Annotated in this window: 22 protein-coding genes; 20 read left to right on the top strand and 2 right to left on the bottom strand. The window is 49.7% G+C overall.

What is annotated here, in order from left to right:
- Positions 1-57: 57 nt before the first annotated feature.
- From tsf to GY634_RS11900, 15 genes are all read left to right on the top strand, one after another.
- Positions 58-933 carry a translation elongation factor Ts gene (gene tsf, locus GY634_RS11970; protein ID WP_166408812.1) on the top strand — a complete coding sequence of 292 codons (876 nt, stop codon included), beginning with the start codon at positions 58-60 and terminating at the stop codon, positions 931-933.
- A gap of 121 nt (positions 934-1054) precedes the next feature.
- Positions 1055-1771 carry a UMP kinase gene (gene pyrH / locus GY634_RS11965; RefSeq protein WP_135865564.1) on the top strand — a complete coding sequence of 239 codons (717 nt, stop codon included), beginning with the start codon at positions 1055-1057 and terminating at the stop codon, positions 1769-1771.
- 15 nt (positions 1772-1786) lie between these two features.
- Positions 1787-2347 carry a ribosome recycling factor gene (gene frr / locus GY634_RS11960; protein WP_166408810.1) on the top strand — a complete coding sequence of 187 codons (561 nt, stop codon included), beginning with the start codon at positions 1787-1789 and terminating at the stop codon, positions 2345-2347.
- A 22-nt stretch (positions 2348-2369) separates the two neighbouring features.
- Entirely contained in the window at positions 2370-3125 is a 756-nt protein-coding gene (uppS, locus tag GY634_RS11955; protein WP_166408808.1) for a polyprenyl diphosphate synthase, read from the top strand.
- A gap of 21 nt (positions 3126-3146) precedes the next feature.
- Positions 3147-4028, top strand: coding sequence for a phosphatidate cytidylyltransferase (locus tag GY634_RS11950; RefSeq protein ID WP_166408806.1), 882 nt, complete (start codon positions 3147-3149; stop codon positions 4026-4028).
- Positions 4028-5233 carry a 1-deoxy-D-xylulose-5-phosphate reductoisomerase gene (gene ispC / locus GY634_RS11945; RefSeq protein ID WP_166408804.1) on the top strand — a complete coding sequence of 402 codons (1206 nt, stop codon included), beginning with the start codon at positions 4028-4030 and terminating at the stop codon, positions 5231-5233. The genes GY634_RS11950 and ispC overlap by 1 nt, the downstream gene beginning before the upstream one ends.
- A gap of 28 nt (positions 5234-5261) precedes the next feature.
- The gene (gene rseP, locus GY634_RS11940; RefSeq protein WP_166408802.1) at positions 5262-6590 is read left to right on the top strand and encodes an RIP metalloprotease RseP; all 1329 of its coding nucleotides are present in this window, start codon (positions 5262-5264) and stop codon (positions 6588-6590) included.
- Between the two features lie 51 nt (positions 6591-6641).
- Positions 6642-8987 (top strand): outer membrane protein assembly factor BamA, encoded by a 2346-nt coding sequence (gene bamA, locus GY634_RS11935; RefSeq protein ID WP_166408800.1) that lies wholly within the window; start codon positions 6642-6644, stop codon positions 8985-8987.
- 60 nt (positions 8988-9047) lie between these two features.
- Complete coding sequence (locus GY634_RS11930; protein ID WP_166408798.1) at positions 9048-9602, top strand: OmpH/Skp family outer membrane protein; 555 nt, start codon at positions 9048-9050, stop codon at positions 9600-9602.
- Positions 9603-9608: 6 nt separating this feature from the next.
- Entirely contained in the window at positions 9609-10700 is a 1092-nt protein-coding gene (gene lpxD, locus GY634_RS11925; RefSeq protein WP_166408796.1) for a UDP-3-O-(3-hydroxymyristoyl)glucosamine N-acyltransferase, read from the top strand.
- Between the two features lie 18 nt (positions 10701-10718).
- The gene (fabZ, locus tag GY634_RS11920) at positions 10719-11180 is read left to right on the top strand and encodes a 3-hydroxyacyl-ACP dehydratase FabZ (protein WP_135862957.1); all 462 of its coding nucleotides are present in this window, start codon (positions 10719-10721) and stop codon (positions 11178-11180) included.
- A complete protein-coding gene (gene lpxA, locus GY634_RS11915) occupies positions 11177-11953 on the top strand; it encodes an acyl-ACP--UDP-N-acetylglucosamine O-acyltransferase (protein WP_166408794.1) in 777 nt (258 codons plus the stop codon). The genes fabZ and lpxA overlap by 4 nt, the downstream gene beginning before the upstream one ends.
- Positions 11950-13152 (top strand): lipid-A-disaccharide synthase, encoded by a 1203-nt coding sequence (gene lpxB, locus GY634_RS11910; protein WP_242683697.1) that lies wholly within the window; start codon positions 11950-11952, stop codon positions 13150-13152. The genes lpxA and lpxB overlap by 4 nt, the downstream gene beginning before the upstream one ends.
- A complete protein-coding gene (gene rnhB, locus GY634_RS11905; RefSeq protein WP_166408792.1) occupies positions 13142-13756 on the top strand; it encodes a ribonuclease HII in 615 nt (204 codons plus the stop codon). Before lpxB ends, rnhB begins: the two co-directional genes overlap by 11 nt.
- Positions 13753-14541, top strand: a complete 789-nt coding sequence (locus GY634_RS11900) for a TrmH family RNA methyltransferase (protein WP_166408790.1) — start codon at positions 13753-13755, stop codon at positions 14539-14541. Before rnhB ends, GY634_RS11900 begins: the two co-directional genes overlap by 4 nt.
- A gap of 3 nt (positions 14542-14544) precedes the next feature.
- Here GY634_RS11900 and ppsR read toward each other — a convergent pair whose 3' ends face one another.
- Positions 14545-15381 carry a posphoenolpyruvate synthetase regulatory kinase/phosphorylase PpsR gene (gene ppsR / locus GY634_RS11895; RefSeq protein ID WP_166408788.1) on the bottom strand — a complete coding sequence of 279 codons (837 nt, stop codon included), beginning with the start codon at positions 15379-15381 and terminating at the stop codon, positions 14545-14547.
- Between the two features lie 147 nt (positions 15382-15528).
- Here ppsR and ppsA point away from each other — a divergent pair, with 147 nt between their 5' ends.
- Both ppsA and GY634_RS11885 read left to right on the top strand, forming a co-directional pair.
- Positions 15529-17892, top strand: coding sequence for a phosphoenolpyruvate synthase (ppsA, locus tag GY634_RS11890; RefSeq protein ID WP_166408786.1), 2364 nt, complete (start codon positions 15529-15531; stop codon positions 17890-17892).
- Positions 17893-18154: 262 nt separating this feature from the next.
- Positions 18155-19465 (top strand): NAD(P)/FAD-dependent oxidoreductase, encoded by a 1311-nt coding sequence (locus tag GY634_RS11885; protein ID WP_166408784.1) that lies wholly within the window; start codon positions 18155-18157, stop codon positions 19463-19465.
- 29 nt (positions 19466-19494) lie between these two features.
- Here GY634_RS11885 and smpB read toward each other — a convergent pair whose 3' ends face one another.
- Positions 19495-19965: an SsrA-binding protein SmpB gene (smpB, locus tag GY634_RS11880; protein ID WP_166408782.1), complete on the bottom strand. Its 471-nt coding sequence runs from the start codon at positions 19963-19965 to the stop codon at positions 19495-19497.
- Positions 19966-20026: 61 nt separating this feature from the next.
- Here smpB and GY634_RS11875 point away from each other — a divergent pair, with 61 nt between their 5' ends.
- Genes GY634_RS11875 through GY634_RS11865 form a run of 3 tightly spaced genes read left to right on the top strand, consistent with a single transcriptional unit; the run spans position 20027 to position 21930 of the window.
- The gene (locus GY634_RS11875; protein ID WP_166408780.1) at positions 20027-20458 is read left to right on the top strand and encodes a type II toxin-antitoxin system RatA family toxin; all 432 of its coding nucleotides are present in this window, start codon (positions 20027-20029) and stop codon (positions 20456-20458) included.
- Positions 20451-20822, top strand: coding sequence for an RnfH family protein (locus GY634_RS11870; RefSeq protein ID WP_166408778.1), 372 nt, complete (start codon positions 20451-20453; stop codon positions 20820-20822). Before GY634_RS11875 ends, GY634_RS11870 begins: the two co-directional genes overlap by 8 nt.
- A 1-nt stretch (position 20823) precedes the next feature.
- Positions 20824-21930, top strand: a complete 1107-nt coding sequence (locus GY634_RS11865; RefSeq protein ID WP_166408776.1) for an enoyl-CoA hydratase/isomerase family protein — start codon at positions 20824-20826, stop codon at positions 21928-21930.
- The last annotated feature ends 36 nt before the right edge of the window (positions 21931-21966 follow it).

The following is a 21966-nucleotide window of genomic DNA, read 5'->3' as shown; positions in this document are numbered from 1 at the left end:
TTAGAATTTCTCGGCCCTGGTTCGCCAGGGCCCGTGTTTACCGAATTGGAGAATATCGTGGCTCAAATCTCAGCATCGATGGTTAAAGAACTGCGCGAAAAAACTGACGCGCCAATGATGGAGTGCAAAAAAGCGCTGGTTGAAACTGATGGCGATATGGCCAAAGCTGAAGAGCTGCTACGTGTGAAACTGGGCAGCAAAGCAAGCAAAGCCGCATCGCGTGTAACAGCCGAAGGCTTGGTAACTGTATTCATTGCTGAAGACGCTAAAAAAGGTGCCGTAGTTGAAGTGAACTGCGAAACCGACTTTGTTGCCAAAAACGATGATTTCATCAACTTCGTGAACGAAGTAGCTAAACTGGTTGCAGAAAACAACCCAGCAGACGTAGAAGCGTTGGCTGCATTGCCTCTGAATGGCGGTACAGTTGAAAGCGTGCGCGCTGAATTGATCGGCCGTATTGGCGAAAACATGACTATCCGTCGCTTCAAACGTTTCGAGACAGCTAACAAACTGGCTCAGTACGTGCACGGTGGCCGTATCGCTACTCTGGTTGAGTTCGCCGGTGACGACGAAGTTGGTAAAGACTTGGCTATGCACATCGCTGCTACACGTCCTAAAGCATTGGATGCATCCGGTGTTGACGCTGCTGATATCGAAACAGAGCGTTCTGTTGCGACTCAAAAAGCTGCTGAATCCGGCAAGCCAGAAGAAATCGTTAAGAAAATGGTGGAAGGTTCTGTTGCCAAATTCTTGAAAGAAGTGACTCTTTTGTCCCAGCCTTTCGTTAAAAACGACAAGCTGACAGTTGAGCAAATGTTGAAAGAGCAGGGCGCTCAAATCAACGGCTACGCTTTGTTTGTAGTAGGTGAAGGTATCGAACGTCGCACTGAAGACTTCGCTGCTGAAGTTGCTGCTGCTCAAGCTGGCAACTAATACGAAACAGTGACAGATTTTAATTCTGTTTCGTTTTTTTCGGCAGACGCCATAGACTGGCGTCTGCCATTGTGTTTTACTGCATTAAATTTCGTCAGTACCTATGTCTGGAAGCCCTGCCATGAATACCCCTCTCTATAAACGTATTCTGCTTAAATTATCTGGTGAAGCGCTAATGGGGGAAGATGCCTTTGGCATTAACCGCGCCACAATCATGCGCATGACAGAGGAAATCTCCGAAGTCGTTGCGATGGGTGTTCAGGTTGGTATCGTAATTGGTGGCGGTAATATCTTCCGAGGTATTGCTGCAGGTGCGCAAGGTATGGACCGTGCCACTGCCGATTACATGGGAATGATGGCCACCGTGATGAATGCGCTTGCACTGCAAGATGCATTGAAAAACCGAGGCCTGGATGCACGCGTACAATCTGCGTTAAATATCGAGCAGGTAGTAGAGCCTTATATCCGTCCCAAAGCCTTGCGTTACCTCGAAGAAGGCAAGGTAGTGGTGTTTGCTGCTGGTACAGGTAACCCGTTTTTTACAACGGACACTGCCGCAGCGTTGCGTGGTGCAGAAGTGGGTGCGGAGATCGTGCTGAAAGCAACCAAAGTAGATGGTATTTACAGCGCAGACCCAAACAAAGACCCAGGTGCTACACGTTATGCCCGCATTAGCTTTGATGAAGCTATTGTTCGTCGTCTTGAAGTCATGGATGCTACAGCTTTTGCGTTGTGCCGTGATCGAAAACTTCCTATCAAAGTGTTCTCCATCAACAAACTTGGCGCGCTGACCCGCGCAGTATGTGGTGAAGACGAGGGTACTTTGGTACACGTTTGATACAGGAATTCAACAATGAGTTTGTCTGAAATTCGTAGTTCAGCCGAGAGCCGCATGAAGCGCTCTTTGGAAGCGCTGCAAGTTAGTTTAGGTAAAATCCGTACAGGTCGTGCACACGCCGGTTTGTTGGATCATGTGATGGTTGAGTACTACGGTTCGGATGTGCCCGTAGGTCAGGTTGCTAACGTTAGCGTTGCGGATGCACGTACGCTGAACTTGCAAGTATGGGAAAAACACATGGCACCCGCCGTGGATAAAGCCATACGCGAATCCGATTTGGGTTTGAATCCAATTTTGTTGGGTGAAACCATTCGTGTACCACTGCCAGCACTGACAGAAGAGCGTCGTCGTGACCTGACAAAAATCGTACGTGCCGATGGTGAAGACTCCAAAGTGGCTGTACGTAATTTGCGTCGTGAAGCGAACGATACGGCAAAGCGTCTTCTGAAAGATAAAGAAATCTCTGAAGACGATGATCGTCGTTTCCAAGATGAAATTCAAAAATTGACGGATAAGTTCATTGCTGAAATCGACAAACTGATCGCAGCAAAAGAACAAGAAGTCATGACGGTTTAACGCCGTTATACAGGTGTGGCCCATGTCTAAGAGTTCTACACAATCCATACCGGACTACAGTGCTGTTCCACGCCATCTGGCGATTATTATGGACGGTAACGGTAGATGGGCCACCCGTCGCATGCTTCCCCGCACAGCAGGGCATATACGCGGTATGCAAGCCGTGCGCCGTGCGGTTGAAGCCTGTGGCAAAGCGGGTGTGCAATACCTGACACTGTTTGCGTTTAGCTCAGAAAACTGGCGTAGGCCACAAGAAGAAGTATCGCTATTGATGCGTCTTTTTGTGCAAACGTTAGAAAAAGAGGTGGGCAAACTGAGTCGTCAAGGTGTGCGTCTACGGGTGATAGGTGACTTATCCGCCTTCGAGCCACGTTTGCAAGAGCTCATACGTCAAGCTGAAGAAAGCACACAGCACAATACCGCCTTGCATCTTACTATCGCTGCCAACTATGGTGGCCGTTGGGATATTCTTCAAGCGACTCGCCGTCTTTTGGCAGAGCATCCAGAGCTGGCATCCGCGCCAGAGCAACTGGATGAGGATATGCTGACTCCTTATCTATCTATGGCGTTTGCTCCCGAGCCGGATTTATTTGTCCGCACAGGTGGTGAGCAACGTATTTCAAACTTTCTAATCTGGCAGTTGGCTTATACCGAGCTGTACTTTACAGATAGTTATTGGCCAGATTTTGATGCCGATGCGTTAACCCATGCCTTTGAATGGTATGCCGGTAGAGAGCGTCGCTTCGGTCGCACTAGTGCCCAGCTGGCGGGGCGTTAATCTTTAAAAGGTGTTGAGATTATGTTGAAGCAGCGGGTGATAACAGCTGTCGTGCTGATTGCTGTACTGTTGGTGGCCATGATCTTACCTTCCAAATGGCCATTAGCCTTGCTGTTGACCATTATTGCCGCAGCAGCGGTATGGGAGTGGTTGCGCCTATCTTGGCCCGAAAACGCTAGCTGGTTAGCGCCAGGCGTGGGCTTTCTGTCTTTTCTTGCGATGTTAGCGCTATTGGTGGGCTGGCAGCCTGCTGAGCTGCAGCCTTGGGCTGACGCTATACGTGCGCAGTTTTTCATGATTTTACTGCCGTTGGTGGTGCTGTATTGGGTGCTAGGGGTAAGTTTGATGCTGGGCTTTGCTCAAGTGGATCACCCCTCGGCGAAGCCTGCGCTAAGTGTGTTTGGCGTCGTGGCGGTGTTGGTGGCATGGGCATCATTAAACGAAATGCTGCAGTACCGTAACGCATGGTATTTGTTATCCATGATGGCTATTGTGTGGGTGGCGGATATTGCGGCGTATTTTTGTGGCCGTGCCTTTGGTAAAGCAAAACTGGCTGCACGTATCAGCCCCGGTAAAACCTGGGCAGGTTTTGTGGGCGGGGTTGTAGGTGTGGTGCTCTACATCGTGCTGACCGCTCAATTTGAGGGTAGCTATGCACACGCGCTCACTGTGCGTTGGTCTTGGCCTTTGGTGGTGATTATTGCGGCAGGGCTGGCGGCATTGTCTGTGATGGGTGATTTGTTTGAGTCACTCTTAAAACGACGTGCAGGAGTAAAAGACTCCAGTAATCTGTTGCCAGGTCATGGTGGTGTGTTTGATCGTATTGATGCGTTGATTCCAGTGGCGCCGGTAGCTTTGTTGCTAGGTGGGCCATTTTTGGAAGTGGCGAAGTTGGTGCATTAATGATGGAATTTCAACGTGTTTGTGTGCTGGGCTCAACAGGCTCTATAGGTTGTAGCACACTGGATGTGATTGCTAGGCATCCTGAGAAAATGAATGTGTATGCGCTAACGGCGCATCGCAGCATGCAGCAGTTGGCTGAGCAGGTGCGTGTGCATCAACCCACAGTGGTTGTGGTACCAACAGAGCAAGCGGCTACAGAGTTTTTGACGTATTTGGGGCAAGGCGTTGCTAAGCCTGAGGTGCGTGTGGGTAGCCATGCGCTGGCACAAACGGCAGCGGATACTGAAGTCACGACCGTGATGGCGGCGATTGTAGGGGCGGCATGTCTAGAGCCTGCCTTGGCGGCAGCGTCAGCAGGTAAGCGTATTCTGTTGGCAAACAAAGAAGCGTTGATTACGGCAGGGCAGGTGTTTATTGATGCCGTAAAAGCTGGCAATGCAGAACTCATCCCCATCGATAGTGAACACAGTGCGATTTACCAGTGTTTGCCGGAACGAATTCGTCGCGATGTTCCATCTCCCGCCGATAGCACCATTCGCAGATTGTTGATTACCGCTTCGGGCGGCCCTTTTAGAACGTGGGCTCCCGAGTTGCTGTCTGCTGTGACGCCAGAACAGGCGTGCGCCCATCCTAATTGGAGCATGGGCAAGAAAATCTCGGTGGATTCGGCCACGATGGTCAATAAGGGCTTAGAAGTCATCGAGGCGCATTGGCTTTTTGGTATGCCTGCTGATCAAATACAAGTGTTGGTGCACCCACAAAGCATGATCCATTCTATGGTGGAGTATGTGGATGGTTCCATTCTGGCGCAATTGGGGCAGCCTGACATGCGTACACCTATTGCCTATGGTTTAGGGTGTGCAGAGCGCATACAAAGCGGGGTAGGGTTGCTAGAGCTTACTAGCTTAGGGCGCTTGGATTTTGAAGAGCCAGACTTTCAACGTTTTCCCTGTTTGAAACTGGCCTTTGATGCGTTGCGCAGTTCTCAAGCAGCGTGTATTACGCTGAATGCCGCTAACGAAGTGGCGGTAGAGCATTTTCTGAATCGCAAAATCGCGTATACCGATATTGTGAAAGTGATTGCTGAAAGCATAGAAAAAATTACCGCATTACCCAGCGTGGTGTTGAATTCTCTAGAGGCTGTTTTGCATCTGGATCAACAAGCACGTGAGCAGGCGCGCAGTTTATGCGCCGTGACAGTGTAAGCAAGTTTACGTACGAGAGTAGTACTGAGTGTTAACTGTTATTGCCTTTATCGTTGCCCTTGGCCTGTTAGTGACTATTCATGAATTGGGTCACTATTCGGTGGCGCGCTGGTGTGGCGTGCATGTAGAGCGTTTTTCGTTTGGCTTCGGTAAAGTGCTATTCAAACGTACCGACAAACGTGGGTGTGAGTGGGCATTTTCGGCCCTGCCGTTAGGTGGGTACGTCATGATGCGTAATGAGCCACCTGAGAATGCTACAGCCGCTGAGGTGGCATCTGCCTATAACGCTAAAACGCTATGGCAACGCTCAGCGATTACTGTGGCTGGGCCAGTCGCGAACTTAGTGTTGGCGGTGCTGTTATACGCGCTGATAGGGGCGGTGGGTACGCAAGAGCCTGCACCTATCATAGGGCCAGCCCCCGAAAACAGCGTGGCGGCCTCGGCGCATATTCCTGCGGGCAGCATTGTTACTGCTGTAGATGGTCGTGACGTAGCCTCGTGGAATCAGTTCCGTTGGAACATGATGGATGCTTTAGCATCAGGGCGTGACATACAGCTGGCTACTACCGATCCATCAGGTGTGGCGATTCAATACGATATTGCATTACCTAAAGTACACATGGATCCCGATAAGCCAGATGTGTTGGCTGAGGCGGGCTTTGTGCTCATGCCAGGAACGCCGGTGGTTAAAGAACTGGTGGAAGGTAGTGTGGCCGGGCAGGCTGGAGTGCAAGTGAATGACTTGTTGCTAAGCGTGAATGGCCAGTCTTTGCAAACAGCAGATCAGTTTGTGCAAGCGATTTTGCCGCTGGCCAACCAAACCGCCGTGTTGCGGGTAGAGCGAGAGGGCACACAGCTGACTATACCTGTGGCAGTGGCGGCGGCGGAAAGCGCTGGCAAAGAGATTGGCCGTGTAGGTATAAAGGTTGGCAATGCGTTGCCGATGGTAACGGTGCGCTACGGAGTGCTAGATAGCATCCAGCAGGGATTTACGCGTACTATAGACACCTTGTGGATGTCGCTTAAGATGATAGGCCGCATGCTTATAGGCGAGGTTTCAGTTAAGAACCTCAGCGGTCCAGTCTCTATTGCAGATTATGCAGGGCAAAGTGCCAGTATTGGCGTAATTGCTTACCTGAATTTCCTAGCTTTGATCAGTATTAGTATAGGATTGTTAAATCTTTTACCCATACCTATGCTGGATGGTGGGCATTTGCTGTATTATGCGATCGAAGCTCTACAAGGGCGACCGTTGTCAGAAGCATGGCAAGCTCGCGGAAGAGCCATTGGATTGGGTATACTTGCGTTCTTTATGGTATTGGCGTTTACAAATGACTTTACGCGCCTTTTCAGTTAGCCATCCATAGCTTAAAATTCAACCCCATTAGATCAACCAAGGATTCACAGGATGTCGTTACGCCGTAAACCAAAATTTACCTTGCGTACTTTGCCTTTTTTGGTGGCCTCGCTGCTGGCTCCCGCTTTGGCAAATGCTTTTACTCCGTTTGTCGTGCGTGACATTCAGGTGGAAGGTATTCAACGGGTGGACCCCGGTGCGGTGTTTGGCTATCTGCCGGTCAAGGTGGGCGAAGAGTTCGATGAAGCCAAGGCAAGCGAAGCTATTCAGCGTTTGTATGCGTCGGGTTTCTTTAGCGATGTGAAAGTGGATACCTCCGGCGACGTGCTGGTGATTACGGTTGCCGAGCGCCCGACTATTGCCTCAGTAACCTTTAATGGCATGCGCGAGTTTGATGCTAAGGGCATTACACAGTCTTTGGCGCAAGTGGGGTTTGGTGAAGGTAGGATTTTTGACAAATCCATGTTGGAACGTGCTGAGTTCGAACTGAAGCAGCAATATCTGAGCAAAGGTAAGTACAGCGTAGAAATTACGCCTATTATTACGCCATTGCCACGAAACCGCGTAGGCGTGAGCTTCGACGTGTTTGAAGGCGATCTGGCAAAAATCCAAGAAATTAATATTGTTGGTAATAAAGCTGTTAGCACGGGTACGTTGTTAGATCTGATGGATCTGACTACACCCGGCATGATGACGTGGTATACCGGCAGTGATAAGTACTCCAGAGAAAAACTGGAAGGTGATATGGAGCGTATCCGCTCCTACTACTTGGATGAAGGTTACTTGGAATTTACTTCCGAGCCGCCACAAGTATCCATTTCCCCTGATCGCGAAGGAATTTTCGTGACCTTAACGGTTAGCGAGGGCGAGCCTTACACCATCAATGATGTGAAGCTAGCGGGTGACTTATTGGGTATGGATGAGGACATCCAGAAACTGGTCACCGTGAAAGCGAACGAACGCTTCTCGGCCGAAAAAACCAACGAAACGGCGAAAGCCATTAGCGATTACCTAGGAACATTGGGTTACGCGTTTGCTAACGTGAACCCACACCCTGTGTTGGATCGCGAAAATCACACTACCGATTTAACCTTCTACGTGGATCCAGGCCGCCGTGTGTATGTGCGCCGTATTCAGGTGGGGGGTAACGTACGTACGCGTGACCAAGTTATTCGACGTGAAATGCGTCAAAGCGAAGCAGCGTGGTACGACTCTGATAGCATCAGTGCATCACGTGACCGTATTGACCGTTTAGGCTACTTTAACGAAGTTGATGTGACGACGACTCCGGTACCAGGCTCTCCTGACCAAGTAGACGTTAACGTTAACGTTAAAGAAAAACCAACCGGGATGATTAACCTGGGTGTGGGTTACGGCTCTACCGATAAAGTGATGTTGTCTGCGGGTATTAGCCAAGATAATATTTTTGGTAGCGGTAACAGCTTGTCTTTGCAGATGAACACCAGCAAAACTAACCGCTCAGCGATTATTTCGCACACGGACCCTTACTGGACACAAGACGGTGTTAGTAAAACCACATCGCTGTACTACCGCCGTACTACACCGTACGACACACGTGGCTACAGTGATGGTGATTACCAAGTGACAGCCTACGGTTTGGGGATGAACTTTGGCGTGCCTATTTCCGAATACGACCGTATTTTTGTGGGTGCTAACTTTGAGCACAACAAAATTGGTCGCTATGATGAAAGATACATGCCACAGGCCTACCAAGACTTTGTAAAAGAGTATGGCAAAGGCACTAACGCACTGATCTTGAACTTAGGATGGTCCAAAGATACACGTGATAGCGCATTGGCTCCAACACGTGGTAGTTATACCCGTTTATCGGCGGACTTCTCTACGTTGGACTTGCGTTATTATTTGTTAAGTGCACAGCAACAGTACTTCCTGCCATTAAGTCGTTCTACTACACTGGCCTTTAATGGTATTGTGGATTACGGTAGGTCCTACGGTAGCAAAGCCTTCCCAATTATTAAATCCATGTACGGTGGTGGTATTGGATCGGTGCGTGGTTACGAAGGGGCATCGTTGGGTCCACGCGATAGTCTGACTAATGACTACCTAGGTGGTTCACGTCGTATTATCGGTAACGTACAGTTGTATCTGCCATTCCCCGGTGCGTCACGCGATCGTACATTGCGTTGGTTTATCTTCGGTGACGTGGGTAGGGTAGACAACTCCGACGGTTCATGCATGAAAGGGCCTACGGATCATAGAGCAGAAGATCCATGCGGTTGGAAATACTCAGCCGGTATTGGTTTGTCGTGGCAGTCTCCAATGGGCCCATTGCAACTGTCCTATGGTAGGGCTCTGAACTCTAAACCAGGTGATGATAAACAGTCGTTCCAGTTCCAGATTGGTACCGCGTTTTAAATTCCTGTAATTAATGGCACAATTAACTTTTTAGCAGCGTTATTAGCAAGGTAGATTTACATGTCGTCTAAATTCGCGTTTAAACTTTCAGCAGTTGGCAGCCAATTGGTTCGCCGCAATCGTACTGCGCTTATGGCTGCTGTATTGGGCGTGTCAGCTGTAGTCGCTACACCTGTAGTGCAAGCGCAAACCAAAATTGGTTTTGTGAGCACAGAGCGTATTCTGCGTGACTCCAAGCCAGCCTTGGCTGCCCAACAGAAAATCGAATCTGAATTCAAACGTCGCGACGACGAGTTGCAGCGCTTGGCGAACCAACTGCGTGATGACGCTGTGAAGTTCGACAAGGATGCACCCGTTATGTCCGAAACAGACCGTATCCGTCGTGAGCGTCAGCTGACCGACATGGATGCTGATCTGCAGCGCAAACGTCGTGAATTCCAAGAAGATTTCAATCGTCGTCGTAACGAAGAGTTCTCCGCTATCGTTGAAAAAGCAGATGCTGCTATTCAACGCATTGCTGAAACTCAAGGCTACGACCTGATCATTCAGGACGCTGTGACAGTGAACCCACGTGTAGACATCACTGAAGAAGTGCTGACCGCATTGGGTAACTAATACATAATGCCAGTATTGTTAGCGCCCGATAGGGCGCCTTCATTGGATCAGCTACTGGGCATTGTACAAAAAGCCGGACTACCTTGTAGTTTGGCTCCCCGCAAAGAGCCCGTTCCACGTATACAGGGATTGGGCTCTTTGCTTCATGCAGGGTCTAGCGAATTAAGCTTCTTGTCTAACCAGAAGTTGAAAGCGCAACTGACTAGCACTGAAGCGGCCGCGGTGATTTTGAGCGAAGCGGATTACCAGTCTTTAGATTTTGAACCAACATTTGCTGTGGTGCTCTGTGAGCAGCCTTATGCTATGTATGCGCTATTAGCGCAATGGTTTGATGAGCATAGATTGAGCAATCTCCCCACAGGTATTCATCCAACCGCCATTGTTGATCCTTCTGCGGTCATAGGCGAACAGGTCACCATTGGTGCGTATACCGTGGTGGAAGCCGGTGTGCAAATAGGTAAAGGCTCTCGTATTGGCGCGGGTTGCAGCATTGGTGCTGACAGCGTTATTGGCGAGTATTGTTTGTTGCATGCGCGCGTGGTGTTGTACCACCAAGTCAGCATGGGTGATCGTTGCATACTTCATTCTGGTGCCGTGCTAGGTGCTGATGGTTTTGGTTTTGCGCCTGATCCTAGACAGGCAGGTGCATGGGCAAAAATCTCGCAAATAGGTGCGGTGCAACTGGGTAATGATGTAGAGATTGGTGCCAACACGACGGTAGACCGTGGTGCGTTGGATAACACCGTTATTGCCAATGGTGTGAAGTTAGACAACCAGATTATGGTGGGTCATAACGTGCACATTGGTGAGCATACTGCTATTGCTGCATGTACAGGCATTGCCGGTTCTACGCATATAGGTGAGCGCTGCATTATTGGTGGCGCGGCCATGTTCTCTGGCCACTTACATATTACCGACGAGGTACAGATTTCAGGCGGTACGGCTATTACGGCTGATATCAAAGAACCTGGTCATTACACGGGTGTGTTCCCATTTGCGGACCACCAACACTGGCAACGCAATGCCGCCGTACTGACGCAACTTGCGACATTACGCCGCCGCTTACGTGCGTTGGAACGTGAAAACAATAACGAATAGCAAATAATAGGATAAGTCATGGAACTGGATATTAAACAAATTATGGAACGTCTACCGCATCGTTACCCGATGTTGTTGGTAGACCGTGTCTTGGAAATGGTGCCTGGTAAGAGCATTGTGGCCATCAAAAACGTCACTTTGAACGAGCCTTTCTTTACTGGCCATTTCCCCCATCATCCAGTGATGCCCGGCGTGTTGATTATCGAAGCAATGGCACAAGCAGCAGCGTTGTTCTCCTTTGAAGGACATCCTGAAATTAACCCTGCTAGCCAGAAAATTGCTTACTACTTGGTGGGTGTAGACGGTGCACGTTTCCGCAAACCTGTAGTACCAGGTGACCAGTTGCGCTTGGAAGTGACTGCTGATCGTATCAGCCGCACCATGTGTAAATACACAGCAAGAACCTTAGTAGAAGGCCAAGTTGTGGCTGAAGCTAAGCTGATGTGTGCTATCCGTATTTTGGAAAAAGACGATCAATGAGTCTATTACATCCTACCGCAATCATTGCACCCGGCGCTCGTCTAGCTGATGACGTGCAAGTAGGTGCATACAGCATTATTGGTGAACACGTAGAAATTGGTGCCGGCACCGTTGTGGGCTCGCACTGCGTTATCGACGGTCATACCACTATCGGTAAAAATAATAATTTTTACCGTTTTTGCTCCATTGGTGGGATGCCTCAAGACAAAAAATACGCGGGTGAACCTACGCGTCTGGAAATTGGTGATGGGAATACCGTGCGCGAGTACGTGACGATCAACACCGGTACCACACAAGACGTAGGTGTAACGCGCGTAGGGGATGATAACTGGATTATGGCCTACGTGCACATTGCGCACGATTGCCAAGTGGGTAGCCACACGGTGATTGCCAACGGTGTACAGTTTGCTGGTCATATCCATGTGGGTGATTGGGCCATTATTGGTGGCTTAACAGCCATGCACCAGTTCGTGCGTATTGGTGCGCACTGTATGATTGGTGGCACCAGTTCTATTCGTCAAGATGTGCCTCCTTTTGTGATTGGTGCGGGTGATCCATTCCGCCCAGTAGGTGTGAACTCGGAAGGGTTAAGCCGCCGTGGTTTTGATGCCGAAGCGGTTTCTAACGTTAAAAATCTCTACAAGCTGCTCTACCGTCGTGAGCTGAAGGTAGAAGAAGCGTTAGAGCAAATGAAAGCACTGCCTGATACACCAGAAAAAGCCATTATGGTTGAGTTTCTGGAGCAGTCGCACCGAGGTATTGTTCGCCCATGAGTGGCTTGAATATAGGTATGGTGGCAGGTGAGCCTTCGGGCGACCTGCTGGCCTCGCGTATTCAACGTGGATTGCAACAACAAGACCCCAACGCCGTATTTAATGGCATTGGCGGCCCAGAAATGACATCTGCTGGCTTTAATGCATGGTATCCCATGGATGCTTTGTCTGTGTTTGGCTATGTGGATGCATTGAAAAGTCTTCCCCGTTTGTTAAACACCTATTATGGTGCGCGACGACGTTGGTTGAAGCAGCGTCCAGATGTGTTTGTTGGGATAGATGCACCAGATTTTAATCTGCGCATGGAAGCCGATTTACGCAAGTCTGGTATTGCGACGGTGCAATTTGTGAGCCCATCGATTTGGGCATGGCGCTACGAACGTATCCATACTATCCGCAAAGCGGTATCCCATATGTTGGTGTTGTTCCCCTTTGAAGTGGACATCTACCAAAAAGAAGGCATACCGGTTACTTATGTGGGTCATCCTTTAGCGCAAAATATTCCGTTGGTGCCCGATCAAAAAGCGGCTCGCCTGCGCTTGAATATTCCTGAGGATGTAAAAATTCTGGGCGTATTGCCTGGAAGTAGAAAATCAGAAATTATGCAGTTAGCACCGCGCTTTCTACAAACGGTGCAACGACTGCAAAAGGACGATCCTGCACTGCATGTGGTCGTACCGGTGGTCAACGAGGCTCGCCACCAGCAGTTCTTGGAGATCTTACGCGACAACCCGGTAGAAAATTTACGTATCATCACCAACGACACGCAGGCACCTGTGTTCTTGGAAGATGGTGGTAAAAAGCCGGTGGCGTGGGATGTGATGGAAGCCAGTGATGCATTATTGGTAGCCAGCGGCACGGCCACCTTAGAGGCAGCGTTGTACAAAAAGCCTATGGTGATTTCCTATGTACTGACTCCCATGATGAAAAAGTTCATGGCGTGGCAGTCTGGCCAAGAAAAACCCTTGTTGGATTGGATAGGGTTGCCCAATATTCTCAGTCAAGACTTTGTGGTGCCCGAGCTGCTGCAAGACGATGCTGAGCCAGAGAAACTGGCTAAAGCGTGTGAGAAAGCTCTACATGACAATTCATGGCGTCAAGGTGTAGAGCAACGCTTTCAGCAGTTGCACGAAGTATTGCGTTTAGACACGCCCAAGTTAGCGGCAGAAGTAATTATGCAGGTGGCACGTGAACGCTGATTTATCACAGCTGTTGCAGTCTAGTGATTTGGTGGCAGGTGTGGATGAAGCGGGAAGGGGGCCTTTAGCAGGCCCTGTATTTGCTGCGGCCGTTATTCTAGACCCCAATCGCCCCATTGAAGGCTTAACAGACTCCAAAAAGTTAACGCCTAAAAAGCGCGATCAATTAGCAGAACTGATTCGAGCGCAAGCCTTGGCGTGGAGCATTAGCAGTGCCAGTCGCGAAGAAATTGATGACATCAATATTCTTCAGGCCACCATGCTGGCAATGCGGCGTGCGTGCGAAGCGCTCCCGGCCAAGCCTGAGCTGATACTGATTGATGGTAATCGGGTGCCAGAGGGCTTGTGCTCTCCTGCGCGTGCGGTAGTGAAAGGCGATAGCCAAGTTCAAGCCATTTCAGCTGCATCTATTTTGGCCAAAACGGCACGTGATGCGGCATGCCTGCAGATGCATGAGTTATACCCTGAGTATGCGTTTGATCAGCACAAAGGTTATGGTACAGCATTGCATAGCGAGCGTTTGCGCGAATTCGGGCCATGTCCTGAGCACAGACGCAGTTTCGCACCCGTACAGCGTGCCTTACAGGACAAAGCCTCACAATGATTATTGCCTCGCGTCAAAACACAACCTATAAACGTTTACAACGTATCGTGGAAGGTAAGCGCTCCATAGAGGGGGATCAGCCCGCTCTATGGTTAGAAGGGCCTAACCTGTGCCAGAGTTGGTTGCAGCACTATGGCGCGCCTGAGTTGGTGGTGGTGGATGCTGACCGCGAGCCATTGCCTGAGGTCGTGCAGCAGCTATTAGACACGGTTCCAGCCAGACAGCAGGTGATGCTGGGCGGCAATCTCATGAAGGCACTGTCTAGTGTAGAACAAGGGCAGGGCGTAGCATTTGTGGTGCAGCGGCCAGTGATTCCGGCTCAACCTGTCTTGAAAAAAGCGGCCTTGTTGCTAGATAGGGTTCAAGACCCTGGTAATTTGGGTACGTTGTTACGTACAGCAGCCGCAGCAGGTATCACCGAGGTATTTTTGTCTGTGGGTTGTGCCGATGCGTGGTCACAAAAAAGCTTACGTAGTGGGCAAGGTGCACACTTTGCCTTAGCAATACACGAGAACCAAGACTTACAGGCGTTGTTGCAACAGGCAGAAGTGCCGGTGTACACCACTACCTTAAGTGATAGAGCGCAGTCGTTATTTGCATTGGAAATTGCCAAAGATGGAGCGTGGTTGTTTGGCAATGAAGGGCGGGGAGTACATCCAGACTTGTTAGAACAGTCGCGCCATCAAGTGTTTATCCCACAAGAAGCCGCTGTGGAGTCGCTGAATGTAGCAGTGGCGGCGGCAATTTGTTTATTTGAACAACGCCGCCAGCACCTAGTAGGCTAGGCCTTAGTACAACAGGCGGCGATTTAAGCCTATTTCTTCCAGAATTTTGCTGGAAATCTCTTCAATAGAACGGCTGGTGGTAGAGAGCCAAGGAATGGCTTCCATACGCATCATGCGTTCAGCGTCGGCCACTTCATTAATACATTGCTGTAATGAGGCATATTTACTGTCAGGTCTACGCTCGTTTCGCACTTCTGAAAGACGTTCTGGTTGAATGGACAGGCCAAACAGCTTGTGTCGGTAGGGCGCTAAGGTGGCAGGCAATGTACCGCGTTCAAAATCCTCAGGGATTAACGGGTAGTTGGCAGCTTTCACCGCATATTGCATGGCTAAATACAGGCTGGTAGGGGTTTTACCGCAACGCGACACACCAACCAAAATCACATCAGCCTGCTCTAAACCTTGTACGTATTGACCATCGTCGTGGGCCAAGGTGAAATTAATGGCTTCGATGCGGTTGTTGTATTGTTTAGACAGTCCGTTGCTGTGTGAGCGGCCTACTGAACGGCTGGATTTCACCCCTAGAGCACGCTCTATATGACGCAAAAATGAGCCGAATAAATCCAAGAAAGTGCAGTTGGCTGCACCTACGATTTTGGCCATTTTGGGGTCTACCAGCGTGCTGAAAACCAATGGCTTTGCGTTCTTCTCTTCGGCACAGCGATTAATGCGTTCAGCGACATCCTGCGCTTTTTCGATGGTGTCGATGAAAGGCATGCGCACCGCCTCGAAGTTGAACTGCTCGAACTGGGAAAGGACGGAATGTCCGAAGGTTTCGGCAGTAATTCCAGTGCTATCTGAAACTATAAAAACGGTACGTTTAATCAGTGTGGAAGTCATAACTAAAAGGGCACACAAAAGCCTATTAAAAGGTACAATTCCAGAGATTAACAGTGGCCCGAAATCCGAGCAAGGCAAGTTTGCTTAGTGCGCGCTGCGCTGCAGCACATTAAGCAAACACGCTTTTTTACTATTAAGGTGACTTTTATGTCTTATGTTTTGCCATTTGAAACGCTCCGCATGACGGACGTGGACACCGTAGGGGGCAAAAACGCCTCCCTAGGGGAAATGATTAGCCAGTTGGCCGGTGCCGGTGTGCGCGTGCCTGGTGGTTTTGCAACGACAGCGGAAGCTTTCCGTGTGTTCCTGAAAGCCGACGGCTTGGATCAGCGTATTGCTGATCGTCTAAGCAAGCTGGATGCCGATGACGTACGTGAGTTGGCTGTGGCTGGTGCAGAAATCCGTAAATGGATTATCGAAACACCGTTCCCAGCAGAACTGGAGCAACAAATCCGTGAAGCATTCGCGAAATTGGATGCCGACGGTAAAGGTTCTTTTGCGGTGCGTTCTTCTGCTACGGCTGAAGATTTGCCAGATGCTTCGTTCGCTGGTCAGCAAGAAAGCTACCTGAACGTGGTTGGTATGGACGATGTACTGGAAAAAATCCATTTGGTATTTGCTTCCTTGTACAACGACCGTGCGATTTCTTACCGTGTACACAAAGGCTTTGCTCACGCTGAAGTGGCATTGTCTGCCGGTATTCAACGCATGGTGCGCTCTGACAAGGGCAGCGCCGGTGTGATGTTTACCATTGATACCGAATCGGGCTTCCAAGATGTAGTGTTCATCACTTCATCCTACGGCTTGGGCGAAACCGTGGTACAGGGTGCGGTGAACCCTGACGAATTCTACGTATTCAAACCCTCCTTGGCCGCTGGTCATTACCCCATCATCAGCCGTCGTATCGGTTCCAAACTGTTGAAAATGGAATTCGATCCACTGCGTGAAAGCGGTGAGTCTGTACGTACCGTAGATGTGCCTGTTAACGAGCGCAATCGTTACTCGCTGAGCGACGACGAAGTGATCGAGTTGGCAAAATACGCCACCATCATTGAAAAACACTACCAACGCCCAATGGACGTTGAGTGGGGTCGTGATGGTATAGACGGCAAAATCTACATTCTGCAAGCGCGTCCTGAAACCGTTAAATCTCAGCAAAGCGCAAACGACGTACAAGAACGCTACAGCCTGAAAGCTACTGGCGATGTGCTGGTTACAGGCCGTGCTATTGGTCAGAAAATTGGTTCAGGTACCGTACGTTTGGTTGGCGATGCCAGCGAAATGGATCAAGTTAAAGCCGGCGATATCTTGGTTACTGACATGACAGACCCTAACTGGGAACCTGTGATGAAATTGGCTTCTGCTATCGTTACTAACCGTGGTGGCCGTACATGTCACGCAGCGATTATTGCGCGTGAGTTGGGTATTCCTGCGGTAGTGGGTTGTGGTAACGCTACTGACGTGCTGAAAGCAGGTCAAGAAGTGACTGTATCGTGTGCAGAAGGCGATGAAGGCCGTATTTACGACGGTTTGCTGGAAACTCACATTGAAGAAGTACGCTGGGGCGAAATGCCTGAAGTGGGCTTGAAAGTCATGATGAACGTGGGTAACCCACAGTTGGCTTTCGACTTCGCTCAGATCCCTAATGCCGGTATTGGTCTGGCTCGTCTAGAGTTCATCATCAATAACAACATCGCGATCCACCCTAAAGCGGTATTGGACTACCCCAATGTAGACAGCGAGCTGAAAAAAGCCGTTGAATCTGCAGCGCGCGGTTACGCTAGCCCACGTGCTTTCTTCGTGGAAAAACTGGCTGAAGGCGTGGCAACATTGGGTGCGGCCTTCTATCCAAAACCTGTGATCGTACGTTTGTCCGACTTTAAATCCAACGAATACCGTAAATTGGTTGGTGGTTCCCGTTACGAGCCCGAGGAAGAGAACCCAATGTTGGGCTTCCGTGGTGCTGCACGTTACGTGTCTGAAGACTTCGAAGAATGTTTCCGCATGGAGTGCGAAGCGCTGAAGAAAGTACGTGATGAAATGGGTCTGACTAACGTTGAGATCATGGTGCCATTCGTGCGTACCTTGTCTCAAGCCTCCCGTGTTATCGACTTGCTGGCAGCGAATGGTCTAGAGCGTGGTAAGAACGGTTTGCGCGTCATCATGATGTGTGAAGTGCCTTCCAACGCGATTTTGGCTGATGAGTTCCTGCAATACTTCGACGGTTTCTCCATCGGTTCTAACGACATGACTCAGTTGACTCTGGGTCTGGATCGTGACTCTGGTATGGAATTGTTGGCTGCTGATTTTGACGAGCGTGATGCTGCTGTGAAATTCATGCTGAGCCGCGCTATCCAAGCGTGTAACAAAGCAGGCAAATACGTAGGTATTTGTGGTCAAGGTCCTAGCGATCACCCAGATTTGGCTGAGTGGTTACGTGACGAAGGTATCCAATCCTTGTCCTTGAACCCAGACACAGTGATCGATACATGGCAGCGTTTGGCTAAGTAATTAGCACAGCGGTTGCTGGGTGTCGATCCCATTAAAAAGAGCCTCTTAGTGAGGCTCTTTTTTTATACCTGCTCTTGTGCCAAAAAGCGGGGGCTAGCGCAGTAGGGTGAAGACAGAAAGACAAAACGCTGCACATAGCAATAAGAAGAAAACATATGAGTGATATTGTGTTTGCCTGTCATCGCTGGGTAGACAAGATAGATTATGCTAGTGTTTAGGCAGTGAAATACGATAGATGTGGTGTACTTTTAAAGGGTGAACGATGAATAAGGTCGCGCCAGTAGTGGTTGTAGGTGGTGGAGCAGGTGGTCTGGAGTTGGCAGCAAAACTAGGCCGTCGCTTTGGTCCAGAAAAAGTGTACTTAATCGATAAGATGGATGAGCATATTTGGAAGCCCTCGTTACACGAGGTTGCGGCAGGTACGCTAGATATTCACCGCGAAGGCTTATCGTATTTCATGCTGGCGCGTGATAACGGCTTTACCTTTGTGCCAGGGCGTTTACATGCCTTAGACAGAGAACATAAAACTCTGTCTTTAGAAGCGGTTTGTAATGCTGAAGGTGAAGAGGTGTTGCCTGCGCGTACCTTAGAGTATGGCGTGCTGGTGTTGGCGGTAGGCAGTAAATCTAACTTCTTTAATACGCCAGGGGCCGAAGAGCATGCGATTGCCTTGGATTCCACACATCAAGCTGAACGTTTTCGTATGCGCTTGTTGTACGAGCTTACCCGTTCATCACGAGTGAAAAGTGCCGAGGGCGATGTAGGCCCGTTGGAAATTGCCATTGTGGGTGGTGGGGCAACTGGTGTGGAGTTAGCCGCCGAATTAATGGAAGCCGATGCCAGTCTGCAAGCGTATGGTACCAACACCTTAGACCAAGCCAGATCGCTGCATATTACGCTGATAGAAGGCGCGGATCGTATTTTGGCAGCGTTACCCTCTAAAGTGTCGTTGCGTGCCACACAGCTGCTGCAAAAGCGCGGTGTAACGGTGCATGCGGGTGTTCGGGTAAGTGAAGTGAGCAAAGGGGTATTAAAAGACACCAATGGTGCGCAGTATCCCGCCGATTTGTGCGTATGGGCAGCCGGTATTAAAGCGCCAGCTTTTTTGACTGAGTTAGGATTAGAGGTAAACCGCATTAACCAACTGGTGGTGAATGATCACCTACAAACCGCAGACCCTCATATTTATGCGTTGGGCGATTGCGCGCAAGCACCGTGGGGCGGTGAGCAGGGGCAGTATTTGCCTGCGCGGGCACAGGTGGCACACCAACAAGCTAATTACTTGGTCAACGTATTGGCGAAAAAATTAAAAGGGTTGCCAACACACATAGAGGCATTTGAATACAAGGATTACGGCTCACTGGTGTCCGTCGGGCACAGCAAGGGCGTAGGTAGCTTGATGGGGGTGTTGCAAGGCCGCAGTTGGTTCGTCGAAGGTTTAGTGGCACGAACCATGTATATGAGCTTGCACTTGATGCATCACATGGCGATTTTGGGTGTGCTACGCACGGCGTCTATGGCGTTAGGACGTTTGTTGTTAAAACGCTCTGCGCCGCGCGTCAAACTGCACTAAAGTCACTCAAGCGGGCAGGACTGATGCTATCAGTCCTCTGAGCGTTTACTACGACGGGTGTCGTGTTTCATTAAGCGCTCTTGTTCTCGTGCCCAGTCTCTGTCACGCGAAGCATCACGTTTATCGTGGTGCTTTTTCCCTTTACCTAGGCCCAAATCCATTTTGATGCGCCCACGTGAAAAGTGTAAATTCAGCGGAATTAAGGCATAGCCTCGCTGCTCAACGCGCCCAATAAGTTTGCTGATTTCTTCCGCTTTTAATAAAAGTTTGCGTGTACGGGTAGCGTCAGGGACAATATGGGTCGACACTGTAGGTAAGGGGCTAATATGCATGCCGATTACCCAAAGTTCTGCGTTGCGGATGATAATGTAGCTTTCTGCAAGCTGAATATGGCCGGCGCGAATGGCTTTGACTTCCCAGCCCTGCAGTACGAGTCCGGCTTCATAGGTTTCTTCGATGAAGTAATCGTGTCTTGCTTTACGATTGTCGACGATGCTCATGTAGTTATGGTCCAACCTTGAATGATTTAATCAGTATTATTCTCTTATTATCCCTTGTTCGATGCATACAGTAAAACGTTCTGTCTTGGTTCCCTTCACTTGTTCGCAAATGTTTGATTTGGTGGCCGATGTCGCACGCTATCCAGAGTTCATGCCCTGGTGCGGTGGTTCAGCGGTTAAACACCAAGATGAACAAGGGATGGAGGCCTCGGTCACTATCAGCATTGCGGGGCTAAAGCATACATTCAGCACACGTAACACGCATGATTATCCGCAGCGTATTCAACTCAGTTTAGTAGACGGACCATTTTCCGATCTAACGGGTGTGTGGGAATTTATCGCCTTGGGCGATGAGGGCTGTAAGGTGAATTTTGTGATGGACTACGCGTTTTCCAGTCGTACGCTGGAAATGGTAGTGGGTCCAATTTTTAGTCGTGTCGCCAACAGTTTTATTGACTCCTTTACTCGCAGGGCGCATGAGTTGTATGACTGAGGCGAACACTTCTGCGTTGATCACCGTAGAGCTGCTGTATTTAGCACCGGATCAACGCTGGCAAAAAACAGTGCAGGTAGCCCAAGGTGCTACGGTTGCAGACGTATTAGCTACGGTGGCGTGGCAACAAGAATGCCCGCAGTTAGAAGGCCTGCCGTATGGTGTATTTGGCGAGCTGGTTACCAGCTCACAAGTGTTGCAGGATGGCGATAGGGTTGAGTTCTACCGCGAGCTTAGTTTTGATCCCACGGATTCTCGCCGCCGCCGCGCCGAACATAAAGCGCGTAGCTTGGCCGAGAAACAAGGTAAAAAATCATTGAGTGCCGCAGCGAGCATGCTGCTGCATAGTTCCAGAAAGAATTGATATGCCGTTATTAACGTTTACGCATGACTTGGGTGATGGCAAGCATGCTTTTGGTGAGTTGGTTTTAAACAGACCACAGGCTTTAAACAGTACCAATCTAGAAATGGCCGAGTTGTTAAGCAAGCAGTTATTGGCTTGGCAGCACGATGACCGTATTGCATTTGTCGTGATGCGCGGCGAGGGTGAGCGGGCATTTTGTGCGGGTGGCGATATTGTTTCTATTTACCGCTCGTTAACGGAACAGCCTGATGTGGCGCAAAATGGCGATCACTACGCTTATCAGTTTTTCCGTGCTGAATACAGTGTGAACCATTTGCTGCATTACTACACTAAACCGGTCGTAGCCTTAGGGCAGGGTGTAGTGATGGGCGGTGGTGTAGGGCTATTTATGGGGGCTAGTCACCGAGTGGTGTTTCCTACTACACGCTATGCCATGCCTGAAGTGGGCATAGGCTTATTCCCTGATGTGGCAGGTACGTATTTGTTGGGACGCTTAGCTGGCGGTGTGGGCGAGTTCTTAACCCTGACAGGTAGTAGCATCAACGCGCAAGACTGTGGCTTCTTAGGCTTAGCAGATTGGTATATACAAGATCTAGACGCCAAAACCATCGTAGAAATGTTGCCTAGTTTGCTGCCGGCTGATTTGGGTAATCCAACCTTAGCGTTGAACGCGGCATTACGCAGTTTGAGTACACCGTATCAATTTGAAGAGTCTGCGGTATGGCAAAACTACGAGGTACTACGTAAATTAGCGAACCCTGTTTCGGTAGAGAGTTTCTTTCAGCAAGCCGAAGACTTGGTTTCCCAGCAAAAAACGCCGTGGTTTGAACAAGGGTTAGGGCTGGGCAGCAAAGGTTCTATGTTGTCACGTACCATTAGCTTGGCGTTGGTACAGCAAAACCGCAGCAAGAATATTGCCCAGACCTTAGGGCGCGATTTGTGGGTGGCCATACAGTGCTGCGCGCATGGCGACTTTAAAGAAGGGGTGCGTGCACTGCTGATTGATAAAGACAAGAACCCGCAGTGGCAGCCTTTAGAGCAGGATGTACGTCAGTATTGGCAGCCTGCCTGGGAGTCGCCAGCGTTGGCGTTAAGTCTGCCAGACTAATAACGCGATAGAGTAAAAAAATAGGCTGCCATACTT

This window comes from Paenalcaligenes suwonensis (assembly GCF_011290505.1).
Classification (GTDB): domain Bacteria; phylum Pseudomonadota; class Gammaproteobacteria; order Burkholderiales; family Burkholderiaceae_B; genus Paenalcaligenes; species Paenalcaligenes suwonensis.
The sequence above is the reverse complement of the archived record's forward strand: the minus strand, read 5'-3'. Positions and strand labels throughout refer to the sequence as shown.

Coding starts and splice junctions, on each gene's coding strand:
- pyrH (WP_135865564.1), top strand. CDS start 1,055: ATGAATACCCCTCTCTATAAACGTATTCTGCTTAAATTATCTGGTGAA.
- frr (WP_166408810.1), top strand. CDS start 1,787: ATGAGTTTGTCTGAAATTCGTAGTTCAGCCGAGAGCCGCATGAAGCGC.
- uppS (WP_166408808.1), top strand. CDS start 2,370: ATGTCTAAGAGTTCTACACAATCCATACCGGACTACAGTGCTGTTCCA.
- GY634_RS11950 (WP_166408806.1), top strand. CDS start 3,147: ATGTTGAAGCAGCGGGTGATAACAGCTGTCGTGCTGATTGCTGTACTG.
- ispC (WP_166408804.1), top strand. CDS start 4,028: ATGATGGAATTTCAACGTGTTTGTGTGCTGGGCTCAACAGGCTCTATA.
- bamA (WP_166408800.1), top strand. CDS start 6,642: ATGTCGTTACGCCGTAAACCAAAATTTACCTTGCGTACTTTGCCTTTT.
- GY634_RS11930 (WP_166408798.1), top strand. CDS start 9,048: ATGTCGTCTAAATTCGCGTTTAAACTTTCAGCAGTTGGCAGCCAATTG.
- lpxD (WP_166408796.1), top strand. CDS start 9,609: ATGCCAGTATTGTTAGCGCCCGATAGGGCGCCTTCATTGGATCAGCTA.
- fabZ (WP_135862957.1), top strand. CDS start 10,719: ATGGAACTGGATATTAAACAAATTATGGAACGTCTACCGCATCGTTAC.
- lpxA (WP_166408794.1), top strand. CDS start 11,177: ATGAGTCTATTACATCCTACCGCAATCATTGCACCCGGCGCTCGTCTA.
- lpxB (WP_242683697.1), top strand. CDS start 11,950: ATGAGTGGCTTGAATATAGGTATGGTGGCAGGTGAGCCTTCGGGCGAC.
- GY634_RS11900 (WP_166408790.1), top strand. CDS start 13,753: ATGATTATTGCCTCGCGTCAAAACACAACCTATAAACGTTTACAACGT.
- ppsR (WP_166408788.1), bottom strand. CDS start 15,381: ATGACTTCCACACTGATTAAACGTACCGTTTTTATAGTTTCAGATAGC.
- ppsA (WP_166408786.1), top strand. CDS start 15,529: ATGTCTTATGTTTTGCCATTTGAAACGCTCCGCATGACGGACGTGGAC.
- GY634_RS11885 (WP_166408784.1), top strand. CDS start 18,155: ATGAATAAGGTCGCGCCAGTAGTGGTTGTAGGTGGTGGAGCAGGTGGT.
- smpB (WP_166408782.1), bottom strand. CDS start 19,965: ATGAGCATCGTCGACAATCGTAAAGCAAGACACGATTACTTCATCGAA.
- GY634_RS11875 (WP_166408780.1), top strand. CDS start 20,027: ATGCATACAGTAAAACGTTCTGTCTTGGTTCCCTTCACTTGTTCGCAA.
- GY634_RS11870 (WP_166408778.1), top strand. CDS start 20,451: ATGACTGAGGCGAACACTTCTGCGTTGATCACCGTAGAGCTGCTGTAT.
- GY634_RS11865 (WP_166408776.1), top strand. CDS start 20,824: ATGCCGTTATTAACGTTTACGCATGACTTGGGTGATGGCAAGCATGCT.